Annotated in this window: 25 protein-coding genes; 18 read left to right on the forward strand and 7 right to left on the reverse strand. The window is 68.2% G+C overall.

Annotated elements, in window-relative coordinates; all coding sequences use genetic code 11:
- Nucleotides 1-7 precede the first annotated feature (7 nt).
- From WMK75_RS06010 to pip, 3 genes are read right to left on the reverse strand one after another with little or no spacing between them, the layout of a single operon-like run.
- A complete protein-coding gene (locus tag WMK75_RS06010) occupies nucleotides 8-1,441 on the reverse strand; it encodes a M20 family metallopeptidase (RefSeq protein WP_347266759.1) in 1,434 nt (477 codons plus the stop codon).
- A 12-nt stretch (nucleotides 1,442-1,453) separates the two neighbouring features.
- Complete coding sequence (locus WMK75_RS06015; protein WP_347266760.1) at nucleotides 1,454-3,238, reverse strand: prolyl oligopeptidase family serine peptidase; 1,785 nt, start codon at nucleotides 3,236-3,238, stop codon at nucleotides 1,454-1,456.
- On the reverse strand, nucleotides 3,235-4,179 hold the full coding sequence (pip, locus tag WMK75_RS06020; protein ID WP_347266761.1) for a prolyl aminopeptidase: 945 nt from the start codon (nucleotides 4,177-4,179) through the stop codon (nucleotides 3,235-3,237). The genes WMK75_RS06015 and pip overlap by 4 nt, the downstream gene beginning before the upstream one ends.
- Nucleotides 4,180-4,460: 281 nt before the next feature.
- On the opposite strand from pip, the gene WMK75_RS06025 reads away from it, so the two are divergent.
- The 8 genes from WMK75_RS06025 (at nucleotide 4,461) to WMK75_RS06060 (ending at nucleotide 11,080) form a co-directional block, all read left to right on the forward strand.
- A complete protein-coding gene (locus WMK75_RS06025) occupies nucleotides 4,461-5,993 on the forward strand; it encodes an acyl-CoA carboxylase subunit beta (protein ID WP_347266762.1) in 1,533 nt (510 codons plus the stop codon).
- Between the two features lie 22 nt (nucleotides 5,994-6,015).
- Nucleotides 6,016-6,663, forward strand: a complete 648-nt coding sequence (locus tag WMK75_RS06030) for a DUF6497 family protein (RefSeq protein ID WP_347266763.1) — start codon at nucleotides 6,016-6,018, stop codon at nucleotides 6,661-6,663.
- 178 nt (nucleotides 6,664-6,841) lie between these two features.
- Nucleotides 6,842-6,973 (forward strand): hypothetical protein, encoded by a 132-nt coding sequence (locus tag WMK75_RS06035; RefSeq protein WP_347266764.1) that lies wholly within the window; start codon nucleotides 6,842-6,844, stop codon nucleotides 6,971-6,973.
- Between the two features lie 93 nt (nucleotides 6,974-7,066).
- Nucleotides 7,067-7,474 (forward strand): hypothetical protein, encoded by a 408-nt coding sequence (locus tag WMK75_RS06040; protein WP_347266765.1) that lies wholly within the window; start codon nucleotides 7,067-7,069, stop codon nucleotides 7,472-7,474.
- Nucleotides 7,475-7,604: 130 nt separating this feature from the next.
- Nucleotides 7,605-7,841, forward strand: a complete 237-nt coding sequence (locus WMK75_RS06045; protein ID WP_347266766.1) for a hypothetical protein — start codon at nucleotides 7,605-7,607, stop codon at nucleotides 7,839-7,841.
- Between the two features lie 66 nt (nucleotides 7,842-7,907).
- Entirely contained in the window at nucleotides 7,908-8,120 is a 213-nt protein-coding gene (locus tag WMK75_RS06050; protein WP_347266767.1) for a hypothetical protein, read from the forward strand.
- A gap of 111 nt (nucleotides 8,121-8,231) precedes the next feature.
- Complete coding sequence (locus WMK75_RS06055; protein WP_347266768.1) at nucleotides 8,232-10,289, forward strand: acetyl/propionyl/methylcrotonyl-CoA carboxylase subunit alpha; 2,058 nt, start codon at nucleotides 8,232-8,234, stop codon at nucleotides 10,287-10,289.
- A gap of 104 nt (nucleotides 10,290-10,393) precedes the next feature.
- Nucleotides 10,394-11,080 carry a hypothetical protein gene (locus WMK75_RS06060; RefSeq protein WP_347266769.1) on the forward strand — a complete coding sequence of 229 codons (687 nt, stop codon included), beginning with the start codon at nucleotides 10,394-10,396 and terminating at the stop codon, nucleotides 11,078-11,080.
- Here WMK75_RS06060 and WMK75_RS06065 read toward each other — a convergent pair.
- Both WMK75_RS06065 and WMK75_RS06070 read right to left on the reverse strand, forming a co-directional pair.
- A complete protein-coding gene (locus tag WMK75_RS06065) occupies nucleotides 11,046-11,228 on the reverse strand; it encodes a hypothetical protein (RefSeq protein ID WP_347266770.1) in 183 nt (60 codons plus the stop codon). The genes WMK75_RS06060 and WMK75_RS06065 overlap by 35 nt on opposite strands.
- A gap of 99 nt (nucleotides 11,229-11,327) precedes the next feature.
- Nucleotides 11,328-11,849, reverse strand: a complete 522-nt coding sequence (locus WMK75_RS06070) for a DUF4174 domain-containing protein (RefSeq protein ID WP_347266771.1) — start codon at nucleotides 11,847-11,849, stop codon at nucleotides 11,328-11,330.
- A gap of 57 nt (nucleotides 11,850-11,906) precedes the next feature.
- Here WMK75_RS06070 and scpA point away from each other — a divergent pair, with 57 nt between their 5' ends.
- The 7 genes from scpA (at nucleotide 11,907) to WMK75_RS06105 (ending at nucleotide 18,040) form a co-directional block, all read left to right on the forward strand.
- Nucleotides 11,907-14,048, forward strand: a complete 2,142-nt coding sequence (scpA, locus tag WMK75_RS06075; protein WP_347266772.1) for a methylmalonyl-CoA mutase — start codon at nucleotides 11,907-11,909, stop codon at nucleotides 14,046-14,048.
- A 63-nt stretch (nucleotides 14,049-14,111) separates the two neighbouring features.
- Nucleotides 14,112-14,297 (forward strand): hypothetical protein, encoded by a 186-nt coding sequence (locus tag WMK75_RS06080; protein WP_347266773.1) that lies wholly within the window; start codon nucleotides 14,112-14,114, stop codon nucleotides 14,295-14,297.
- Nucleotides 14,236-14,580: an N-acetyltransferase family protein gene (locus tag WMK75_RS06085; protein ID WP_347266774.1), complete on the forward strand. Its 345-nt coding sequence runs from the start codon at nucleotides 14,236-14,238 to the stop codon at nucleotides 14,578-14,580. Before WMK75_RS06080 ends, WMK75_RS06085 begins: the two co-directional genes overlap by 62 nt.
- Nucleotides 14,581-14,641: 61 nt before the next feature.
- Nucleotides 14,642-15,466: a glycosyl transferase gene (locus WMK75_RS06090; protein WP_347266775.1), complete on the forward strand. Its 825-nt coding sequence runs from the start codon at nucleotides 14,642-14,644 to the stop codon at nucleotides 15,464-15,466.
- Nucleotides 15,463-15,984 carry a hypothetical protein gene (locus WMK75_RS06095; protein ID WP_347266776.1) on the forward strand — a complete coding sequence of 174 codons (522 nt, stop codon included), beginning with the start codon at nucleotides 15,463-15,465 and terminating at the stop codon, nucleotides 15,982-15,984. The genes WMK75_RS06090 and WMK75_RS06095 overlap by 4 nt, the downstream gene beginning before the upstream one ends.
- A 71-nt stretch (nucleotides 15,985-16,055) precedes the next feature.
- Nucleotides 16,056-17,372: a homoserine dehydrogenase gene (locus WMK75_RS06100; RefSeq protein WP_347266777.1), complete on the forward strand. Its 1,317-nt coding sequence runs from the start codon at nucleotides 16,056-16,058 to the stop codon at nucleotides 17,370-17,372.
- A gap of 71 nt (nucleotides 17,373-17,443) precedes the next feature.
- Entirely contained in the window at nucleotides 17,444-18,040 is a 597-nt protein-coding gene (locus tag WMK75_RS06105; RefSeq protein WP_347266778.1) for a DUF4453 domain-containing protein, read from the forward strand.
- Here the strand turns inward: WMK75_RS06105 and WMK75_RS06110 are convergent.
- A complete protein-coding gene (locus WMK75_RS06110) occupies nucleotides 18,037-18,681 on the reverse strand; it encodes a GntR family transcriptional regulator (protein ID WP_347266779.1) in 645 nt (214 codons plus the stop codon). The two genes, WMK75_RS06105 and WMK75_RS06110, sit on opposite strands and share 4 nt — an antisense overlap.
- 31 nt (nucleotides 18,682-18,712) lie before the next feature.
- Complete coding sequence (locus tag WMK75_RS06115) at nucleotides 18,713-19,402, reverse strand: SprT family zinc-dependent metalloprotease (protein WP_347266780.1); 690 nt, start codon at nucleotides 19,400-19,402, stop codon at nucleotides 18,713-18,715.
- Nucleotides 19,403-19,549: 147 nt separating this feature from the next.
- Here WMK75_RS06115 and WMK75_RS06120 point away from each other — a divergent pair, with 147 nt between their 5' ends.
- The 3 genes from WMK75_RS06120 to WMK75_RS06130 all read left to right on the forward strand — a co-directional run bounded on the left by WMK75_RS06120 (nucleotide 19,550) and on the right by WMK75_RS06130 (nucleotide 21,806).
- A complete protein-coding gene (locus tag WMK75_RS06120; protein WP_347266781.1) occupies nucleotides 19,550-19,873 on the forward strand; it encodes an FYDLN acid domain-containing protein in 324 nt (107 codons plus the stop codon).
- 69 nt (nucleotides 19,874-19,942) lie between these two features.
- Entirely contained in the window at nucleotides 19,943-20,419 is a 477-nt protein-coding gene (locus WMK75_RS06125) for an NUDIX domain-containing protein (RefSeq protein WP_347266782.1), read from the forward strand.
- Nucleotides 20,420-20,633: 214 nt separating this feature from the next.
- Entirely contained in the window at nucleotides 20,634-21,806 is a 1,173-nt protein-coding gene (locus tag WMK75_RS06130) for an AI-2E family transporter (protein ID WP_347266824.1), read from the forward strand.

Genomic DNA, 21,806 nt, shown 5'->3' on the forward strand with positions numbered 1-21,806 from the left:
TTGGTCTTTATCGGGGCGCGTTCGCCGGGCGGGGCTGCAGCGGCGGCTGCACCTCGGGCGGGATCGGGCAGTCATAGGGCGAGGCCGCCAGCCGCGCGTCCAGATCGGCGCGCGCGCGCGCCAGGATCGCGGGGTCGCTCAGGCAGTCCTGCGCCGTACCGGCCATGATCTTGGCGGCATAGGCGATCGACTTGTGCGCGGCCGGCATCTTGCCCTGCGCCGTCACCTGCCAGCTGTGGCCGGGGGTGCCGATGGCGATGGTGGCGACATGGGCCTGCACCGTGGGCACGATCCAGCTGACATCGCCCACGTCGGTCGAGCCGATCATCGGCTCGCGCGGTGCGTCGGCGGGCACGATGAAGTCGCACAGCGGCGTGTTCTCACGCGGGGTGACGCCCACGGCGCGATAGGCGTTCTCGATGTCCTCGGGCGCCAGCGTCGCCTGGATGCGCGCGGCAAAGTCGCGGTCGGCATCGTCCCAGACCGGCGGGCCGAGGCGTTCGAAATTCGCCCGCATCGCCGCCTCGAGCGGCGGGTTCGCCAAAAGGTTCGACACCGCGCTCATGATCGAGATGTCCACCTGCGTGTCGGTCATCATCGCCGCGCCCCGCGCCACGCGCTTGACGCGCTCGTTCAGCTCGAACATGCCGGCAAGGCTGGTCGAGCGGATGGCAAAGCGCAGTTTCGCCGCCGCCTGCACCACGTTCGGCGCGATGCCGCCCGCGTCCAGATAAGCGTAATGGATGCGGCTTTCCTGGGGCACATGCTCGCGCAGATATTGCACGCCGGTGCACATCAGCTGCGCCGCATCCAGCGCCGAGCGGCCCAGATGCGGGCTGGCGGCGGCATGGCTGGCACGGCCGGCAAAGGCGAAGTCCATGCGCGTATTGGCCAAGGACAGCGCCGGGGCGACCTCGTTGAAGCAATGCGGATGCCAGGTGATCGCCGCAGCCACGCCGTCAAAGGCGCCGGCGCGCGCCATGAAGGATTTCGCAGCCCCGCCCTCCTCGGCCGGGCAGCCGTAATAGCGCACGCGGCCGGGGGTGCCGGTCTCCTCCAGCCAGTCCTTCAGCGCACAGGCCGCCAGCAGCGCGGCCGAGCCGAGCAGGTTGTGGCCGCAGCCATGGCCCTGGCCATTGCCGGGCAGCGGCCGCGGCTCGGTCACGCCCGCCTCCTGCGACAGGCCGGGCAGCGCGTCGTATTCGCCCAGAAAGGCGACGATCGGCCCGGAGGTGCCCGCCTCGCCCATGACCGCGGTCGGGATGCCGGCGACATTCTCGGTGACGCGGAAACCCTTCTGACGCAGCATGGCGGTATGTTCGGCCACCGAGCGGTATTCGGTATAGCAGACCTCGGGCATGCCCCAGACGCGGTCGGAAAGGCCACACAGGTCCCCGGCATGGTCATCGACCCGGGCCCAGATCGTCTGTTCGTTCTTCATCTGCATTGTTCCCTAGATTTCCCGGGCGATGAACGCGGCCAGCCGGCCGAACACGCGCCTGACATTCTCGCGCCGATTGAAGCCATGACCCTCATGGGCGACACGCAGGATCTCGCAGCGCCGGCCAAGGCCGAACAGCAGCGAATGGATGGTCTCGCTCTCGCCCGGAGGCACCCGGGGATCGCGGTCGGCATGCACCAGGAGCAAGGGCGCGCGCACCTCCCCGATGCGGAACACCGGCGAGATGCGGCGCAGCAGGTCGGGCTGCGTCTCGGGGTCGCCGTATTCCGCCACCCGGATCTGGCGCGCCCAGGGGCCGGTCGCCAGCAGATGCGTGAAGAAATTGCCGATGCCGTAGAAATTCACCCCGAACTTCCAGCGCGCCGGGTGTTCGGTCAGCGCCGCCATCACCATGTAGCCGCCATAAGAGCGGCCGAAGACGCCGCAGCGCGCCGCATCGACCAGCCCCGCGGCCACCAGATGCGCCCTGAGCGCCTCGAGATCGGAGACGCTGTCGAGCCGCTTCTCGCGGTCGTCCAGCCCGTGATAGCGCCGGCCGTAGCCGGTCGAGCCGCGCACGTTCGGCGCCACCACCATCAGCCCCTGCGCCAGCATCCATTGCACGTCGGCGCGGAAATCCGGGCGCCACTGCGCCTCGGGCCCGCCATGGATGATGAAGACCGCCGGCCAACCGCCCGCCGGTTTCGCGCCCGCGGGGGTATAGACGAAGAACGGCACCTCGAGCCCGTCGAAACTGGCAAAGACGCGCTCGGCGGGGGCGATGAAGCCCGGGGCGGCGGCCGGCTCGGCGCGGTGCAGCGGCAGGGCGGCGCCGTCCGCCAGCGCGATCTCCCAGACCGAGGGCGCCTCGACGGCCGAGGTCAGCGCGCAAAGCAGCCGCGATCCGTCGCCCGGAACCGTCATGTTGCCGACGATGGCCGGAAACGGCAACGCCAGGTCGCGCGCTGCGCCGCCGGCCAGATCGACCAGCCGCAGCCGGCTGTAGCCGCGGTCGTTCACCGCCACGACGGCACCGGTCTGGTCGGGCAGCAGGGCCACGGCCTCGAGGTCGCAGCCGTCCTCGGCATGGATGCGCGCCTCGCCGATGCCGTCCTCGCCAAAGCGCCACAGCGCCAGCCTGTCGCCGCCGAAATCGCAGATGGCCAGGCCGCCGCCGGCCTTCAGCGCGCGCACCTGCGCAAAGCGCACCCGGTGCGGCGCCTCGAGCACCGGGCGGCGGGCGCCGGTCGCGATCTCGACCAGGTCCAGCTTCTGGTCCGAGCCCGCGCCCAGCGTGCGCCGCACCAGCAGCGACCTGCCGTCGGCGGTAAAGGCCAGCACCTCCTGATGGCCCATGTGGCCGCCGATGCGCCGGCGCGCGCCGCTGGCCAGATCGACCAGCCAGATGTCGAGTTGGCTCTTGTCATCGGCATTGGCGGTCAGCGCGATCTGCGCGCCGTCGGGCGAGAACGCGCCCCACATGTGCACGGTCATCGGATCGTCGATGATCTTGCGCAGCTCGCCGGTATCGGGGTTCAGCAGATGGGGCTGCCAGCGCTCGTCGCCGCCGCAATCGGCCATGAACAGCAGCGAGCCGCCCTTGGGGTTCCAGGCCAGCGCGTTCACCGGCTCGGCATGGTCGGTGATGCGGCGCGTGCCGCTGTCGTCGCTCAGCCAGATCTGGGCCGTGCCGCTGGCGTCGCTGAGGAAGGCCAGCCTGCCGGTGCCGGCCTCGCGCGCGGGCGCCCGGTGGCCGGGGATCTCGAGATAGGGCGCGATGGCATCGGCGTCGATCATGCGGTCTTTCCTTCGATGATGTCGGCCAGCCGGTCGGTGGCGCGGCGCTGCGCCTCGGCCATGGCGCCGGTCGCGGCGTGATTGGCCAGGGTCACGATCTCGAACCCGGCCTCGGGCCAGTGCTGGTGCAGTTTCCAGGCCGAGGCCATGGGCGTGACCATGTCATATCGCCCCTGCAGGATCGCCGTCGGGATCTGGCGGATGCGGTCGATGCCCGCAAGGATCGCCCCCGGCGGCATGAAGCCGCGATGGACACAATAATGCGCAAACAGCCGCGATACGGCAAGATACTTGCCCGGCGTCGCCAGCAGGTTGGCGACATGGTCTTCCTGCGGCTCGAAGGTCTGGGTACGGGCCGAGAAATTGCGCAGATGCCAGGCGGCGGCATCGACCACGGCCGGGTCCTGCGAGGTCAGGCGCCGGTAATAGGCCGAGAGCAGGTCGCCCCGCTCCTCGGGCTCGACATGGCCGGCAAAGACCTGCCAATGGTCGGGAAAGATCGAGCGGATGCCCTGGAACCACCAGTGCACGTCCTCGTCCCCGGCCAGGAAGATGCCGTGCAGCCGCAGCCCCAGCACGCGCTCGGGATGGGCCTGGGCATAGGCCAGCGACAGGAAGCTGCCCCAGGACCCGCCGATCACCAGCCAGCGCTCGAAGCCCAGTTCGCGCCGGATCGCCTCGATGTCGGCGATCAGATGCGCGGTGGTGTTGTCGCGAAACTCGGCCAGGGGCGTCGATTTGCCGGCGCCGCGCTGGTCGAACAGCACGATGTCATGGCGCGCCGGGTCGATCGTGGCCAGCGCCAGCGGGCTGATCCCCGCCCCCGGCCCGCCGTGCAGGACCACGGTCGGGATCGCGCCCCGTGTGCCATGGCGTTCGACATGCAACTCGTGCAGCCCGTCCACCGCAAGGCGGAGGGTCGTGAAATGCTCTTCGGTCATGATCTTGTCTGGATTTCCTCACCTGTGGTAAAAGTTACGCCACGTCACGCCACGACAGAAATGCATATTTCCGATGATTGATCCGTTTTTTGCATGACCAAGCAAAACCAGTGATTTGCAGGCAGAATGCAAGGCGGATTCTCAGGTTGCCGGCGACCATAATTTTGCAGATACACTGTTTGCATCGCGCATCCGTTGCATGATTTGCAAATATTCGCCTTTCCGCTTTCCGCCGCCGCCGCCTGCCGCTAACCTTCGGCAAACCCAAAGGGAGACGGCACATGAAGGACATCCTTGGCGAGTTGGACCAGCGCCGCCGCGACGCGCGGCTGGGTGGCGGGCAGCGCCGGATCGACGCGCAGCACGCCCGCGGCAAGCTGACCGCGCGCGAGCGGCTGGATCTGTTGCTGGACGAGGGTTCGTTCGAGGAATTCGACATGTTCGTGCGCCACCGCTCGACCGATTTCGGCATGCAGGACGACCGCCCCTACGGCGATGGCGTGGTCACCGGCTGGGGCACGATCAACGGCCGCATGGTCTATGTCTTTTCGCAGGACTTCACCGTGTTCGGCGGCTCGCTGTCGGAAACCCATGCGCAGAAAATCTGCAAGATCATGGACATGGCGCTGCAAAACGGCGCGCCGGTGATCGGGCTGAACGATTCGGGCGGCGCGCGCATCCAGGAGGGGGTGGCCAGCCTTGCCGGCTATGCCGAGGTGTTTCAGCGCAATATCATGGCTTCGGGCGTGGTGCCGCAGATCAGCGTCATCATGGGCCCCTGCGCCGGCGGCGCGGTCTATTCGCCGGCGATGACCGACTTCATCTTCATGGTCAAGGACACGTCCTACATGTTCGTGACCGGCCCCGATGTCGTCAAGACGGTCACGAACGAGGTGGTGACGGCGGAACAGCTGGGCGGCGCCTCGACCCACACAAAGAAATCCTCGGTCGCGGACGGCGCCTTTGAAAACGATGTCGAGGCCATGTCCGAGATCCGCCGCCTGGTCGATTTCCTGCCGCTGAGCAACCGCGAGAAGGCGCCGACGCGACCCTTCTTCGACGATCCCTCGCGCATCGAGGCCAGCCTCGACACGCTGATCCCCGACAACCCCAATCAGCCCTACGACATGAAGGAGCTGATCCTGAAGGTCGCGGACGAGGGCGACTTCTATGAAATCCAGAAGGATTTCGCCGGCAATGTCATCACCGGCTTCATCCGGCTCGAGGGGCAGACCGTGGGCGTGGTGGCCAACCAGCCGATGGTGCTGGCGGGCTGCCTTGACATCGACAGCTCGCGCAAGGCGGCGCGTTTCGTGCGCTTTTGCGACGCCTTCGAGATCCCGATCCTGACGCTGGTCGATGTGCCGGGCTTTCTGCCGGGCACCGGGCAGGAATATGGCGGCGTCATCAAGCACGGGGCGAAGCTGCTGTTCGCCTATGGCGAGGCCACCGTGCCCAAGGTCACGGTAATCACCCGCAAGGCCTATGGCGGCGCCTATGATGTGATGGCCTCCAAGCATCTGCGCGGCGATTTCAACTATGCCTGGCCCACGGCGGAGATCGCGGTGATGGGCGCCAAGGGTGCGGTCGAGATCCTCTATCGCAGCGAGTTGGGCGATGTCGACAAGATCGCCAGCCGCACCAGCGACTATGAGGACCGCTTTGCCAATCCCTTTGTCGCCGCCGAGAAGGGCTTCATCGACGAGGTGATCCAGCCGCGCTCGACGCGCCGGCGCGTGGCGCGCGCATTCGCCAGCCTGCGCGGCAAGAAGCTGTCGAACCCCTGGAAAAAGCACGACAACATCCCGCTGTAACCTCTGGCAAGGGGAAGGATCCATGTCTCGACTTGCAGCCCTGCGCGCGATGCCCCTGGTCCTGGCCGCTCTGGCCTGGGCCGGGTGCGCGGCCGGGTCTGCGGCCGGCGCCGCGATCGAGATCGACCTGCCCTCGGGGGCGCGCGTCGAATGGCAGGAGACGCTGCATGACAACAGCGGCGGCATGGGGCTGACCTACCGCTTTCGCTTTGTCATGCGCGATCTGGCCAGCCGCGTGCCCGCGACCGAGGGCCCGGCCTCGGATTTCGAGACCGGCGAGCGTGGCCCGATCGACATCGACACCGAAAGCGGCGAGATCAGCGGCGAGGACGCCCCCGAAGTCCTGGTCGAACCCGCCCCGCCGCAGCCACCCGGGGACGACGCCGGCGACCCGGACGAGGAAGAGGCCGATGCGCTGCTGGGCGAGGTCGTGCTGCCGGCCGAGCCCGACCTGCTGGCCCAGGACCCGATCCATGCCGACATCGTCTGGCTGTGCGAGAACTGGGTGCTGCCGCGCATCGCCAGCCCAGCTCCGCGCCCCAGCCAGATCATCATCAGCATCGCCGACCGCCCGCTGGCCTTCGGCACCCAGGACCCGGCGGCGCTGCAGCTGTTCGAGGCCTTCCGCCTGCCCCCGGACCGCGACGCCTGCGAATGGGAGCCCTGGTGATGGCGCCGCGTCCTGATGCAAGCCTGCCACAAGCGCCCGCCCCCGCCCGGGGCCTGCCGCTGACCGTCTGTCGGGGCCTGCCGGCGCTGGCTATCATGGCGCCTCGGCCGCATGGTGCGGTCGAATCGCGAACGAGCAGCCGGGATCCGGAGATCCCGCACAACAGGAGCACGCATTCATGTCGAAGAAAGTCGCCCTCGCCCTTGTCCTGGTCGCCCTTGCCGCCGCCTGCGCCAAGAAGGAACCCGAGATCGCCCCGACCCCCGTCCAACCCGAGCCGGTGTTCCAGGGCAAATACGGCGCCAACTGAGGCATCTGCCGCGCGCGGGCTGCCCGGCGGCCCGCGCGAACCGCGCCGCCCTGACTGCCCCCGCGCGTTTCCCGCGACGAAAGGGGGCAAGACATGCTGAAGCACCGCGGCTTTCCGGGCCGGCTTCCCGGCACCGATTTCCAGTTCACCATCCGCCGCGCCAACAAGAAGGGCGCGACGCCTCTGGTCCGGCGCGAACGCTTTCGCGACCGCAAGGCCGCCGACCGCCGGGCCGACGCCGGCTTTCTGGCGGCACTGATCCGCCATTTCGGCGATGCGCCCTTCCAGCGCGGCAATCTGGATGCCGGGCGCCTGTCCTGGCTGATCGGGCGCGAGGTCCTTGCCGTCGGCAAGCTGGACCCCAGCGACTATGAACAGTTGCTGCAGGTGGACATGAAGCGCGCCGAGGCCGGTTTCCCCGAGTTGTTCGCCGCCGAGCCCGAGCAGTTCGACTGGGACGACGCCGATTTCGACGATTGGGACGACGAGGAGGACGCCTGATGGGCGGATTGCCGCGCAGTGCCCGCCTGTCACGGCGTCGTCAGTTCAACCTGGCGGCGGCGCATGCGATATTGCGCGGACCTACGTTCCCCATGGCCCCTGCGCGGGCTCAAGATACAGGCAAAGAACCATGCAGAATTCCGTCATCCTGCGCCTTGCCGGCGCCGTCCTTCTGTTCGGCGGGCTGTCGGCCTGCGACCCCTATACCGGCGGGGTCTCGCCCGATGCGCAGCGCGCGGCCGGCGGTGCGGTGGCCGGTGCGGTCATCGCCAAGGCCGTCGATGGCGACGTGGCGACCGGCGCGCTTATCGGTGCGGCCGGCGGGGCGCTTTGCGACGACGCCGGCGTCTGCCAGCGCCGCTACTGATTACCCCCGGGGGGCCGGCGCGCGCAATGTCTGCGCCGCCGCCATCCCGCTTACGGAGCAAAATGAATGTCCAGGAAACTTGTCCTCGTGCTGGGCCTCGGCCTTGTCGGCCTGGCCGGCTGCACCCAGAACATCAACCCGACCGACATGGATCGTGGCCTTATCGGCGCGGGTGTCGGCGCGACCGTCGCCCATGTCGGCGGCCATAACGTCGCCAAGGGCGCGGCGATCGGCGCCGTTGCCGGCGCGCTTTGCGACGACGTGCGGCTCTGCCAGTAAAGCCGCCCGGCTGAACGCGCGCAAGCGCTGCGTCAGCTGATCTTGCCAGCCGCTCCGGTCCCGCACCGGAGCGGCTTTTCACATTCGGGACCTGCCCCAGGGGAAGTAAGCATGTTCAAGAAAATCCTGATCGCCAACCGGGGCGAGATCGCCTGCCGGGTCATCAAGACCGCGCGCAAGATGGGCATCCGCACGGTGGCGGTCTATTCGGACGCCGACCGCAACGCGCTGCATGTGAAGATGGCCGACGAGGCGATCCATATCGGCCCGCCGCCCGCGAACCAGTCCTATATCGTCATCGACAGGATCATGGACGCCATCCGCCGCTCGGGCGCCGAGGCGGTGCACCCGGGCTATGGCTTCCTCTCCGAGAACATGAAATTCGCCGAGGCGCTGGAAGCGGCGGGCGTGGCCTTTGTCGGCCCGCCCTCGCCCGCGATCGAGGCCATGGGCGACAAGATCACCTCGAAGAAGATCGCGCAAGAGGCGGGCGTCTCGACCGTCCCGGGCTACATGGGCCTGATCGCCGACGCCGACGAGGCGGTGAAGATCAGCCAGCAGATCGGCTATCCGGTGATGATCAAGGCCAGCGCCGGCGGCGGCGGCAAGGGCATGCGCATCGCCTGGACCGACCAGGAGGCGCGCGAGGGCTTTGAATCCTCGAAGAACGAGGCGGCGAACAGCTTTGGCGACGACCGCATCTTCATCGAGAAATTCGTCACCGAGCCGCGCCACATCGAGATCCAGGTGCTGGCCGACAAGCACGGCAATTGCGTCTACCTGCATGAGCGCGAATGTTCGATCCAGCGCCGCAACCAGAAGGTGATCGAAGAGGCCCCCTCGCCCTTCCTCGACCCGGCGACGCGCAAGGCCATGGGCGAACAGGCGGTGGCGCTGGCCAAGGCGGTGGGCTATGCCAGCGCCGGCACGGTCGAGTTCATCGTCGACGCGCAGAAGAATTTCTATTTCCTGGAAATGAACACCCGTCTGCAGGTCGAACACCCGGTGACAGAGCTGATCACCGGCATCGACCTGGTCGAGCAGATGATCCGCGTCGCCAATGGCGAGAAACTGGCCTTCACCCAGGACGACCTGAAGATCGAGGGCTGGGCGATCGAGAGCCGGCTTTACGCCGAGGACCCCTATCGCAATTTCCTGCCCTCGATCGGGCGGCTGACGCGCTATCGCCCGCCGGTCGAGACCGCCGCCGGCCCGCTGCAGCGCGCCGCCAGATGGGTGCCGGCGCATCCCGGCGACACCCCGCCCGCAGCCGCCTGCGGCGTTCGCAACGATACCGGCGTCTATGAGGGCGGCGAGATCAGCATGTTCTACGACCCGATGATCGCCAAGCTCTGCACCTGGGCGCCGACGCGCGCCGAGGCGATCGAGCAGATGCGCCTGGCGCTGGACGAGTTCGAGGTCGAGGGCATCGGCCACAACCTGCCCTTCCTTTCGGCGGTGATGGATCATCCGAAATTCGTCTCGGGGCAGATTTCCACCGCCTTCATCGCGCAGGAATATCCCGAGGGATTTCTGGGCGCGACCCTGCCCGAAGCCGAGCTGATCCGCATCGCCGCCGCCGCCGCGGCCATGCACCGCGTGGCCGAGATCCGGCGCACCCGCATCTCGGGTCGCATCGACAATCACGAGCGCCATGTCGGCGAACATTGGGTGGTGACGCTTTCTGGCCATGAATTCCCGGTGCGCATCACCGCCGACCGCCAGGGTTCCTCGGTCGAGATCGCCGGCCAGCGCCTGCGGGTGGAAAGCGACTGGTTGCCCGGGCAGTCGCTGGCGCGGCTGACCATCGATGGCCAACCGCTGGTGCTGAAGGCAGACCGCCTGCCCTCGGGCTATCGGCTGCGGGTGCGGGGCGCCGATCTGAAGACCTATGTGCGCCGGCCGCGCGCGGCGGAACTGGCGCGGCTGATGCCGGAAAAACTGCCGCCGGATACCTCGCGGTTCCTGCTTTGTCCGATGCCGGGTCTGGTGGTGAAGGTCAATGTCGCCGCCGGCGACGAGGTGCAGGAAGGCCAGGCCCTGGCCACGGTCGAGGCGATGAAGATGGAAAACATCCTGCGCGCCGAGAAGAAGGCGGTGGTGAAATCCGTCAACGCCCGACCCGGCGAAAGCCTGAAGGTCGATGACGTGATCATCGAGTTCGAGTGAGCCGCGGATGACCTGCCCGCCCCGCCCCGCGATCCCGGCCCGGCCCGCCTGCACGGCGGGGCGGCGGGCTGCGCGGCGGGGCGCGCACCGGCGGAGGGCGGGCCATGCCCTCATGGCTTGACGACTGGCTGAACCCCAGCGTGCAGGCGGCGCTGGTCGCGGCGGCAGTGGCGGCCGGCGGCTGGGTGCACAATGGCCGCCAGAACCGGCTTGCCGCCGCCCGCCAGCGCAGCGAGCGCGTGGCCGATGTGCAGCGCGCCATCCTGGCCGAGATCCGCGCCCATGTCGTCGCCCTGGAAAACCAGCAGACCACCGACGCCTGGCGGCGCGACATGGTGGCGCGTGTGCGGCAGGGCGGCTATGTGCCCACCTTGCCCAGCGAGGCCAACGACCGCATCTTTCGCGCCATCATCTCCGAGGTGCACCTGCTGCCCGCCGGGGTGATCGACCCGGTGGTGATCTATTACCGGCTGCTGGCGGTCATGGCCTTTCTCGCCGCCAACCTGGCGGCGCTGGCGGCGCAGGACGCGGCGCGCGCCGCCGACATGCTGGAGGATTACCTGAGCCTTGCCGACGAGGTGCTGGATTCGGGGCGTTTTGCCATGCTGATCCTCTCGGCCTCGCTGGACGGCGGCGATGCGGCGGTGGACGCCATGCTGCACGCCGGGGACCGGGCGCAGCAGGACATGCTGGAGGCCGAGGTGGCGGCGCTGGCGCAGAACCTGCCGCGCGAGCTGCAGGAGATGCGCGAGCGCCTCAATAGGCGATCTTCGGACCGGAGCGGCCTTTGATGGGTTTCAGACCGATGACACTGGTGATCTCATTGGCGGTGCGGGCGCGCGACAGCCGCTTGACCAGCGCCTCGGTGTCGGAATCCAGCCGCGGACGTTCGGCCGGGGCCGTGTCCTCGGTCCTGCGCGATGAGGTCGGTTTCGCCATGGCGGATCCCCTTGCTGCCGGGCGCGCACCGCGCCCTGCCCTCAAGATAATGTGCGGCCCCGGCTTTCGCAATGCGCCAGCGCCGGCGGGCGGCGCGTCCTATGGCGGCGCGGCGCTTCCGGTTTCCTGGCGGCGCAGCGGAAAGGTGTCGATGGCACGGGTGATCTCGCGCACCGAGCGCGGCGTGGGCTTGCGCTGCTTCACCTGGCCGTCGAGGTCCAGCAGCAGCACGGAAAATCCTCTCGGCCGCAGCCGCCGCCGCCAGACGCTTTCCGCCGCCGGGTCGGTGTCGGTGATCACCACCACTTCACGCGCCAGCAGCGGCGCCGGATCGCGCCCGAGCGCTGCCATCTGCTGGGCAAAGCCGGGATCGGCCTCGGTATCGGCAAAGACCACCACCGGCCGCGCCCGCCACAGGAATTCCTCGGGCACGGCCTCGTCGGCGCCGAGGATGCGCAATTCGGCCGCCGGCGCCGGCGCCGCCGGGCTTTCGATGCCGCCCGCCGCCGGCACCGCGTGGCGCACATATGGCTGTGGCGCGCCGGTCCCGTCCCCGGGCCTGGCGCCCATCGCCGCCACCAGCGGCACCGCGACAAGAAAAATCAACTGTTTGAGTTTCATCGCCCCCCCGTCTTCCCCTTCATATAGGAGCGGCGGGGCCATGCGAAAGGATGCAAGATGAGCGAGACCACGAAAGCCACCCTGGACGAATGGCGCCGCCTGGCCAGCAAGGAGCTGAAGGGCGCCGATCCGGCAAGCCTGAACTGGCAGACGCTGGAAGGCATCGAGGTGAAGCCGCTTTACACCGAGGCGGACGTGGCGGGCCTGCCGCATATGGGCAGCCTGCCGGGGATCGCGCCCTTCACCCGCGGCCCGCGCGCCACCATGTATGCCGGCCGGCCCTGGACGATCCGGCAATATGCGGGCTTTTCCACCGCCGAGGAATCGAACGCCTTCTACCGCCGGGCTCTGGCGGCCGGACAGCAGGGGGTCTCGGTCGCCTTCGATCTGGCGACGCATCGCGGCTATGACAGCGATCATTCGCGGGTCGAGGGCGACGTGGGCAAGGCCGGCGTCGCCATCGATTCGGTCGAGGACATGAAGGTGCTGTTCGACGGCATCCCGCTGGACAGGGTGTCGGTCTCCATGACCATGAACGGCGCGGTGATCCCGGTGCTGGCGAATTTCATCGTCACCGGCGAGGAGCAGGGCCATTCCCGCGCCCAGCTCTCGGGCACGATCCAGAACGACATCCTCAAGGAGTTCATGGTCCGCAACACCTATATCTATCCGCCCGAGCCCAGCATGCGGATCATCGCGGACATCATCGAATACACCTCGGCCGAGATGCCGCGGTTCAACTCGATCTCGATCTCCGGCTATCACATGCAGGAGGCCGGCGCGAACCTGGTGCAGGAACTGGCCTATACACTGGCCGACGGGCGCGAATATGTGCGCGCGGCGCTGAAGGCCGGCATGGACGTGGACCAGTTCGCGGGAAGGCTCTCGTTCTTTTTCGCCATCGGCATGAATTTCTTCATGGAGGCGGCCAAGCTGCGTGCGGCGCGGCTTTTGTGGCACCGCATCATGTCCGAGTTCGGGGCCAGGAAGCCGTCCAGCCTGATGCTGCGCACGCATTGCCAGACCTCGGGCGTGTCCTTGCAAGAACAGGACCCCTACAACAACGTGGTGCGCACCGCCTATGAGGCGATGGCCGCGGCGCTGGGCGGCACGCAGTCGCTGCACACCAACGCGCTGGACGAGGCGATCGCCCTGCCCACCGATTTCTCAGCCCGCATTGCCCGCAACACGCAACTGATCCTGCAAGAGGAGACCGGCATCACCCATGTCGTCGATCCGCTGGCGGGCTCCTATTACGTCGAGAGCCTGACCGCGGAACTGGCGGAAAAAGCCTGGGCGCTGATCGAGGAGGTAGAAGGGATGGGCGGCATGACCAAGGCCGTGGCCTCGGGCATGCCCAAGCTGCGCATCGAGGAGACCGCAGCGCGGCGCCAGGCCCAGATCGACCGCGGCGAGGAGGTGATCGTCGGCGTGAACAAGTATCGCCTGGCCAAGGAGGATCATCTGGACATTCTCGACATCGACAACGTCAAGGTGCGCGAGGCGCAGATCGCGCGGCTGAACGCCATGCGCCAGACGCGGGACGAGGCGAAATGCCAGGCGGCGCTGGCAGAACTGACGCGGCGCGCCAAGGAAGGCGGCAACCTGCTGGCGGCGGCGGTCGAGGCGGCGCGCGCGCGCGCATCCGTAGGAGAGATCAGCATGGCGATGGAAAAGGAATTCGGCCGTCACCGCGCCGAGGTGAAAACCCTGGCCGGGGTCTATGGCGCGGCCTATGAAGGCGACGACGAGTTCGCGCAGATCCAGCGCGATGTCGACCTGTTCGCCGAGGAGGAGGGCCGCCGCCCGCGCATGCTGGTGGTCAAGATGGGCCAGGACGGCCATGACCGCGGCGCCAAGGTGATCGCTACCGCCTTTGCCGACATCGGTTTCGACGTGGACGTGGGGCCGCTGTTCCAGACCCCCGAAGAGGCCGCGCAGGACGCCCTCGACAATGACGTGCATGTGGTCGGCATCTCGAGCCAGGCGGCGGGGCACAAGACCCTGGCGCCGAAGCTGATCGCGGCACTGAAGGACCAGGGCGCGGGCGACATCATCGTGATCTGTGGTGGCGTCATCCCGCAGCAGGATTACGATTTCCTGAAGAAGGCCGGGGTGAAGGCGATCTTTGGCCCCGGCACCAATATCCCAGCCGCCGCGCGCGATATCCTGGAACTGATCCGCGCGACACGCGCCTGAGCAGCCTGCGGCCGTGGCGCCGGCGTCACGGCCGCAGGAGTATTTGAGGAACGAAGAAGCGCCATGATCCTGCGCCCCGCCCTGCGCGGCGATGTCCCGGCGATCCCGGCCTTCTGGAACCCGCTGATCCGGGAGGACGACGATCACTTTCTCGGGCGAGGAGAGGACATCCGGGGATCTGTTGTGGATGATCGCCGGGCGTCTCTGGTCGCCGAAGCTGGCGGCACGGTGCAGGGGGGCAAGCTATGACCGCGTCCGGCATGGCGACGGCCATGCGCATTGCATGGAACATATGATCGTCCTTGCCCCGACGCCCCGCGGGCGCGGCATCGGCCGCACGCTGCTGGCGGCGATCGAGGATCATGCCCGCACCGCCGGCGCGCCTGTCATGGTGGCCGCGATCTCGGGCGAGAACATGGCCGCCATCGGCTTTCATCGCGCGCTTGGCCATGTCGAGACCGGCTGCATGCCAGAGCTGGGCCGCAAGTTCGGGCGCTGGCTGGATCTGGTGCTGATGCAAAAGAGGCTTTGAGCCCGCCTTGCCTGTCGCCGGGCGCTGTGAAAGACTCGGGTCCGGAACATGCGAGGACGGGATGAACGACGGGCGCAACGGCACGGTGAAGCAGATCATCTGCATCAAATGGGGCACGAAATTCGGACCCGAATTCGTGAACCGGCTGCATGGCATGGTGGCCCGCAACATCACGCCGCCCTTCCGGCTGTATTGCTTTACCGATGACGGCAGCGGCCTGCATCCCGACATCGCCGTGCGGCCCCTGCCGGAGTTCGAATATCAGACCCCGGTCCGCACCAAGGGCAAATGGCCGAAATCGCGGCTGTGGGGCGATCTGGGCGATGTGACCGGCGTCGTGCTGTTTCTGGATCTGGATGTGGTGATCACCGGCAGCCTTGACGAATTCTTCAGCCATGGCGATCCGGAGGACACCATCCTGGGGCTGAACCCGAACACGCCGCTGGAGCGCATGGGCCAGACCTCGGTCTATCGCATGCGGGTGGGCAAGCTGCAGCCACTGCAGGACCTGTTTCGCGCCGATCCGCAGGCCGCCGCCGACAAGTTCCGCTATGAGCAGCGTTTCGTCACCCGCAATGCGCCGGGCGGGGTCAAGTTCTGGCCGCGCGGCTGGCTAGCGCATTTCCGCATGCAATGCGTGCCGATCTTTCCGCTGAACTATCTGCGCCCGGCGCGCATCCCCTCGCGCTGCAGGATCGTCATCTTTCCCGGCAACCTGAATCCGCCCGACGCCATCCTTGGCCGCTGGAGCGAGCATGAGGAGCCGCGCGCGCCGATGGACCACCTGCGCGCCACCTTCGACGGCCGCCGGCACGAGAGCCTGTCCCAGCACCTGCGCCATTACCTGCTGCCTGTTCCCTGGGTCGAGGAACTGTGGCGCGAATGACAACGGCCCCCGAGACCTATTACATGCTGCCAGCCGAATTCGCCCAGGCCCTGGGCCAGGCCGTCGCCAGCTTTGGCTGGCTTGAGGAGATCATCAAGCGCACCATCTATGCGCTGGACCGCGCGCGCCTGGCCGAGGACCTGACGCATGAGGAGTTGCAGACCTGGCTGACGCACATGGAAAACATCGCCGACGATTCCATGGGCACCCTGATCGAGCAACTGGACGCCGCCATGCGCCGTCACCCCGGCCTGCGCGAGCGCAACCGCATCACCGACCGCCTGAACGAGATCAAGCAGCAGCGCAACCTGCTGTGCCATGCCTCATGGCGCCCGACCGAGGAAAAGGGCCGCTGGCATCCCGCCTTCGTCAATACCAGGGGCGAGGTCTTTGACCATTCCTTCGCCGTCGAGGACCTGGAAGCCGCGCGCGAGGCCACGATCGAGATCGGCCGGCGCGTGCTGCGCGTCATGCGCGCCACCGGCGTGCAGGGCGAATGGCCGGGGGATGACGAATAGCCCGCTGCGTGCGCGTTGCATGAGCCCGCGGCTTCGGCTAACACCGCCCTGTCCTTAGCAAAGAGCATCACATGACCGCCCAGAACCCCGGGCAGCCCGCCTCTCCCCTGCGTCTCGGCATTGCCGGTCTCGGGACGGTCGGCATCGGCACCGTCAAGATCATCCAGAAACACGCGGACCTGCTGGCGCAGCGCGCCGGGCGCCCCATCGCCATCACCGCCGTCAGTGCCCGCGACCCGCGCAAGAACCGCGATGCCGACCTGTCGGACTATGCCTGGGAGGCCGACGCCCGGGCCCTGGCCATGCGCGAGGATATCGATGTCTTTGTCGAACTGATCGGCGGCGACGAGGGCATCGCCCGCGAATCCGTCATGGCCGCGCTGGGTGCCGGCAAGGACGTGGTCACCGCCAACAAGGCGCTGCTGGCCGTGCACGGGCAGGAACTGGCCGAGATGGCCGAATCCATGGGCCGGGTGATCCGCTTCGAGGCGGCGGTGGCGGGCGGCATCCCGGTCATCAAGACGCTGACAGAATCGCTGGCCGGCAATGACATCCGCCGCGTCATGGGGGTGATGAACGGCACCTGCAACTACATCCTGACCCGGATGGAAAGCGCCGGCCTGCCCTATGAGACGGTGTTCGAGGAGGCGCGCAAGCTGGGCTATCTCGAGGCCGATCCGACGCTGGACGTGGGCGGCATCGACGCCAGCCACAAGCTGGCGATCCTCGCGGCCATCGCCTTCGGTACCCGCCCGGCCTTTGGCGAGGTCGAGATCGAGGGCATCGAGCGCGTCAGCATCGACGACATCCGCCGTGCTGCCGACATGGGCTATCGCATCAAGCTCCTGGGCGTGGCGCAGATGACCGGCCGCGGACTGGAGCAGCGCATGTCGCCCTGTCTGGTGCCGGCCGACAGCCCGCTGGGGCAGTTGCAGGGCGGCACCAACATGGTGGTGATCGAGGGCGATTCGGTCGGCCAGATCGTGCTGCGCGGCGCCGGCGCGGGCGAAGGCCCGACCGCCAGTTCCGTGATGTCGGACGTGATCGAGATCGCGCGCGGCGTGCGCATGCCCAGTTTCGGCCAGCCGGCGCAGGACCTGGCGCAGCCGCAGGCCGCCCGCACCGCCGTGCCCGCCGCCTATTACATCCGTCTTGCGCTGGCCGACAAGCCGGGCGCGCTGGCCAAGGTGGCCACGGTGCTGGGTGAGGCCGGCATCTCGATCGACCGCATGCGCCAATACGGCCACGCCGAGACCAGGGGCATTGCCCCGGTGCTGATCGTCACCCACAAGACCACGCCCGAGGCCATCGACCACGCCATGGAGGCCCTGCCCCGCACCGGCGTCATCGCCGATGAGCCGGTCGAGCTGCGCATCGAAGAGGTCTGAGCCCATGCCGGCTTGACACGCGCCCCCGTTCACGCGACCGTGATCGGGTGGCTTTCGATCAGGAGGTGGCGGTGAAACGGCTTGTCTTGGCGCTGTCAGCGGGCCTGTCGCTGCTGGCGGCACCGGCATCGGCGGATGTCTGGGACAGCCCCGAGCCTTCCTGCAACCAGTTGTGGTTCACCCGCAACCTGATCATGCACCGCGCCGGCTATTGCTTTGCCTCGCCGCTGGGCCAGGCGCTTTTCGGCAATGCCGGCTGCCGCGGCACCGAGGTCAAGCTCTCGGCCCGCGAAAGCCGCCAGGTCGCCAAGATGCAGGCGATGGAGCGCGAGCTTGGCTGCAAGGTGAATACGCGGGCCCGCCAACTGGATGTGCCGGCGGATACCCGGGCATTGCGGCAGTTGCGCGACCTGCCCCTGTCGGACGGCGGCGTGTCCGGCTGTCGTTGGGCGGCCAATCCGGTGCCATTGCTTGATGGCTATACGCCCGGATCGCGACAGATCGGCGAGATCCGGGCAGGTGACACCCTAGTCTTTTCGGACCAGCCCGAGGGCAACTGGACGGCCGTCACAATTCGTAAGGGTGGTTATGACGGTCCTGTGGCCATGGGCTGGTTCGACCACAGCCGGCACGATGTTGAGAAAGGCTGCACCGACTGGGCCGGCTAGACCTGCGCCAGATGCCGCAGCCCATGCGTCACATCGGCGCGCACTGCCAGCCGCAACCCCGGCTCGTCCCCGGCCCGCAATGAGGCCAGGATCATCCGGTGATGGCGCGGCGGCTCATTGCGCTTTACCCGCCCGTAAAGCGCGCGCATGGTCGGGCCAAGCTGCAGCCAGACCGTCTCGAGGATCGCCAGCATCGCCGGGGCCTGGGCGCGCAGGTAAAGCAGGCGGTGGAATTCCAGATTGGTGCGGATATAGCCGATGGCGTCATGGCCCTCGGCGGCAGCGCCGATGGCGGCGTTGATCACCACCATGCGCTCGATCAGCGCGTTATGCGCACGCGGCAGGGCGCGCGCCGCCAGTTCCGGCTCGATCAGCCCGCGCAGCGCCGCCAGCTCCTCGATACGCTCGACCGACAGTTCCGGGGTGCTGATCCGCCCCGACGAGGACAGCGACAGCGCCCCTTCCGCCACCAGCCGCCGCACCGCCTCGCGCGCCGGGGTCATCGAGACGCGATGCTCGGCCGCGATGCCGCGCAGGGTCATCGGCAGGCCGGGCGGCAGTTCGCCCAGCATGATGCGCTGGCGAAGGCTGCGGTAAAGCCGCTCATGCGCGGCGGTATCGGGCGAGGCGGTCGGGCTCATCCCGCGTTAGTGATCACAAATCGCGCCCGCGTCAATCGCCGTCGCGAAACCGCCAGGTCAGCAATTGGTGGCCGTGGCGGCGCAGCCAGTCGCGATGGATCCGATAGTCGGGCACCAGCGCCGCCGTCGCGGCCCAGAAAGCCGGCGAATGGTCCATGTGCCGCAGATGCGCCACCTCATGGGCGGCGACATAATCCAGCACCTCGGGCGGCGCCATGGCCAGGCGCCAGGAAAACATCAGCCGCCCGTCATGGGTGCAGCTGCCCCAGCGCGAGCGCGTGTCGCGCAGCGCCATGGCACGATAGCCGCGGCCAAGTGCGCGCGCATGCCGGTCGCAGGCCGCGATCAGCCGCGCCTGCGCAAGATGGCGCAGCCAGGCACCCACCACCGCCCCCGCAGGCAGGGCCTGTGGCACCAGAATCGCCTCGGAGGTCAGCTCGACCCGGCGCAGCGGCGCGGGCGTGATGCGGCGCGGCACACCCTCGACCGGGATCAGCGCGCCATGTTCGGCGCGCTGCACCGGCGGCATGTCGCGGCGGCGGTCGCGCAGCCAGTCCAGCCGCGACTCGGCGAAGGCGCGGCCTTCGGCAAGGCTGGCGCGCGGCGGCAGCGTCAGCACCACCTCGCCGCCCGCCCGCGCGACGCGCAGCGTCATGCGCCGCGCCCGCGCCAGCCGCCGCAGGGTCACCGGAATGTCGCCGCCCACCACAATCCTGTCCATGCCGTCGCGCCCCTTGTGGCCGTTCTGCCCCTGCCGCATGTTTCCCCCGCCCCGGCACCCGACCGCAAGGGCAAAAGCCTTTGACAGCCTGCCCCGGCTATGGCACTGGACAGCGGATTTACCCGAACGCGGCAGAAAGAGAATACCATGCCCAAAGAGGAATGGGGCACGAAACGCCTTTGCCCCCATTGCGCCACGCGCTTCTACGACCTGAGGAACGATCCGATGACCTGCCCGGCCTGCGGCGCGGAATTCACCGCCGAAAGCCTGGCCAGCGGCCGCACGCGCTCGCTGATCTCGGAAAAGACCGCGGCCCGCCGCGACGACCAGGCCGATCTGGTCGAGGACGAGGATCTGGATGACGACGCCGATGCCGGCGATCTGGACGACGATCTGCTGGACGATGACGACGACGACAGCGACGTGTCGCTGGACGACATCGCCGACGTGCCAAGCTCCGACGAGGAGTGAAGGCAGACCCCCGGCCCCGGCCAGCCCCGCGCTGCCGGGGCTTTCCATTCCCGCCCCCTGCCAGACCCCATGCCCGAGATCACCGAACGCCACGCCGCGCGCGCCATCCTGCTGACCCCGGATGCAGAGGTGCTGCTGCTGCGCGTCGAGGTGGCGAACGGCCGCTTCTGGATCGCGCCCGGCGGCGGGTTGCGCCCGGGCGAGGACGCAAGCCAGGCGCTGCGCCGCGAACTGGCCGAGGAGGTCGGTCTTGACCATGCCGCGATCGGGCCGTTGCTGTGGCGCGGCCAGCGGCTGGCGACGCTGAACGGCCGCCGCTGGCGCCAGCACGAGCAGGTGTTTCTTGTGCCGGTGCCGCGTTTTGTCCCGGTGATCCGCGACAGGGCCGAGGCGCGGCTGCAGCGCGAATGGCGCTGGTGGCAGAGGGACGAGATCCGCCTGACCCGCGAACGGCTGGTGCCCGAAAGCCTGGCACGCATCCTGCGCGATCTGCGCGATCAGGGTCCGCCCGGCACGCCGCCGCCCATCGAAGTGATCGAGGAATGACCGGCATGTGCATGGCACCCCATGAATTTCCTGCGTCGCGCCGGTCCGGGCAAGCGTCGGCGGGACGCCGGATGCCGACGCGCGGCAAAATATTTCCTACCGAGGGCCCAGCGGCTCGCCATTCCGGCTTGCAGGCCGGGACGATCCGTTGTCTCGTGGCGCCTGAGCGGGCGCGGGTCCGTCAGCAGGGCAGGGGAAGATGAACACAGGCGACATGCCGGACACGGGCGGGCTGCCTCTTGCGGGCAGGCCGGAGACGGCCGGCGCGCCGAAGCAGACCGGGCTGCGCCTGCACCGGCCGCCGCTGGTCACCAATATCTCGGCGGCGCGCTGGCTGCTGGTGGCGATCATGCTCGCCTCGGTCTATTTCTTTCACGGCTTCCTGGTGCCGGTGCTGGCGGCGGTGGTGATCGCGCTGACCAGCTGGCCCCTGCGCGAGCGCGCCGCCTATCAGCTGAACCTTGGCCGCACCGGCGCCGCGGCGCTGCTGGTGCTGATCCTCGTCTGCTTTCTGGTGGTGCCGATCACCATGGCGCTGCTCTATGCCTTTCGCGAGCTGCGCGACTGGATCAACTGGGCAATCCTGGTGAACAGCTATGGCGAACCGACGCCGGCCTGGATGGTGGACCTGCCGCAGATCGGCGACTGGCTGGACATGCATTGGCAGAACTACATCGGCCGGCCCGGCGGCATCAGCGAGATCGTGCAGGTGATCAGCGGCTCGAACATCGGCGCGATCTATCGCGGCGCGATCACCGCGGGTTCGCTGGCCTTCCACCTGACACTGACGCTGCTCTTCGTGCTGATTACGCTGTTCGTGCTTTATCGCGACGGCGACCGGCTGGTGGTGCAGATCGACCGCGTCGGACGGCGCATCCTGCCCGAACGCTGGAGCCGCCTGTCGCGCGTCGTCCCGGCCACGATCAGCGCCACCGTCACCGGCATGACCCTGATCGCCATCGGCGAGGGCGTGGTGCTGGGCTTTGCCTATTGGCTGGCAGGCGTGCCCTCGCCGGTGACCTTCGGGGTGATCACCGGCTTCATGGCGCTGATCCCCGGGGGCGCGCCGCTCAGCTTCACGCTGGTCTCGATCTATCTGATGGCCAGCGGCTCGCCGGTCGCGGGCACGGCACTGCTGGTCTGGGGTGCATGCGAGCTGTTCATCGTCGACAAGACCATCCGCCCGGTGCTGGTGGGCGGTCCGGTCAAGCTGCCCTTCCTGCCGACCTTTTTCGGGCTGATCGGCGGGGTCAAGACCATGGGCCTGGTCGGCCTGTTCGTCGGGCCGGTGCTGATGGCGCTGCTGGTCTCGATCTGGCGCGAATGGCAGCGCGAGATCATCGAGGAGGACAACCGCCAGGCGCGCACCCTGGTCGGGCTGGACTGA

Source organism: Paracoccus sp. (in: a-proteobacteria) (assembly GCF_039808215.1).
GTDB lineage: Bacteria > Pseudomonadota > Alphaproteobacteria > Rhodobacterales > Rhodobacteraceae > Paracoccus.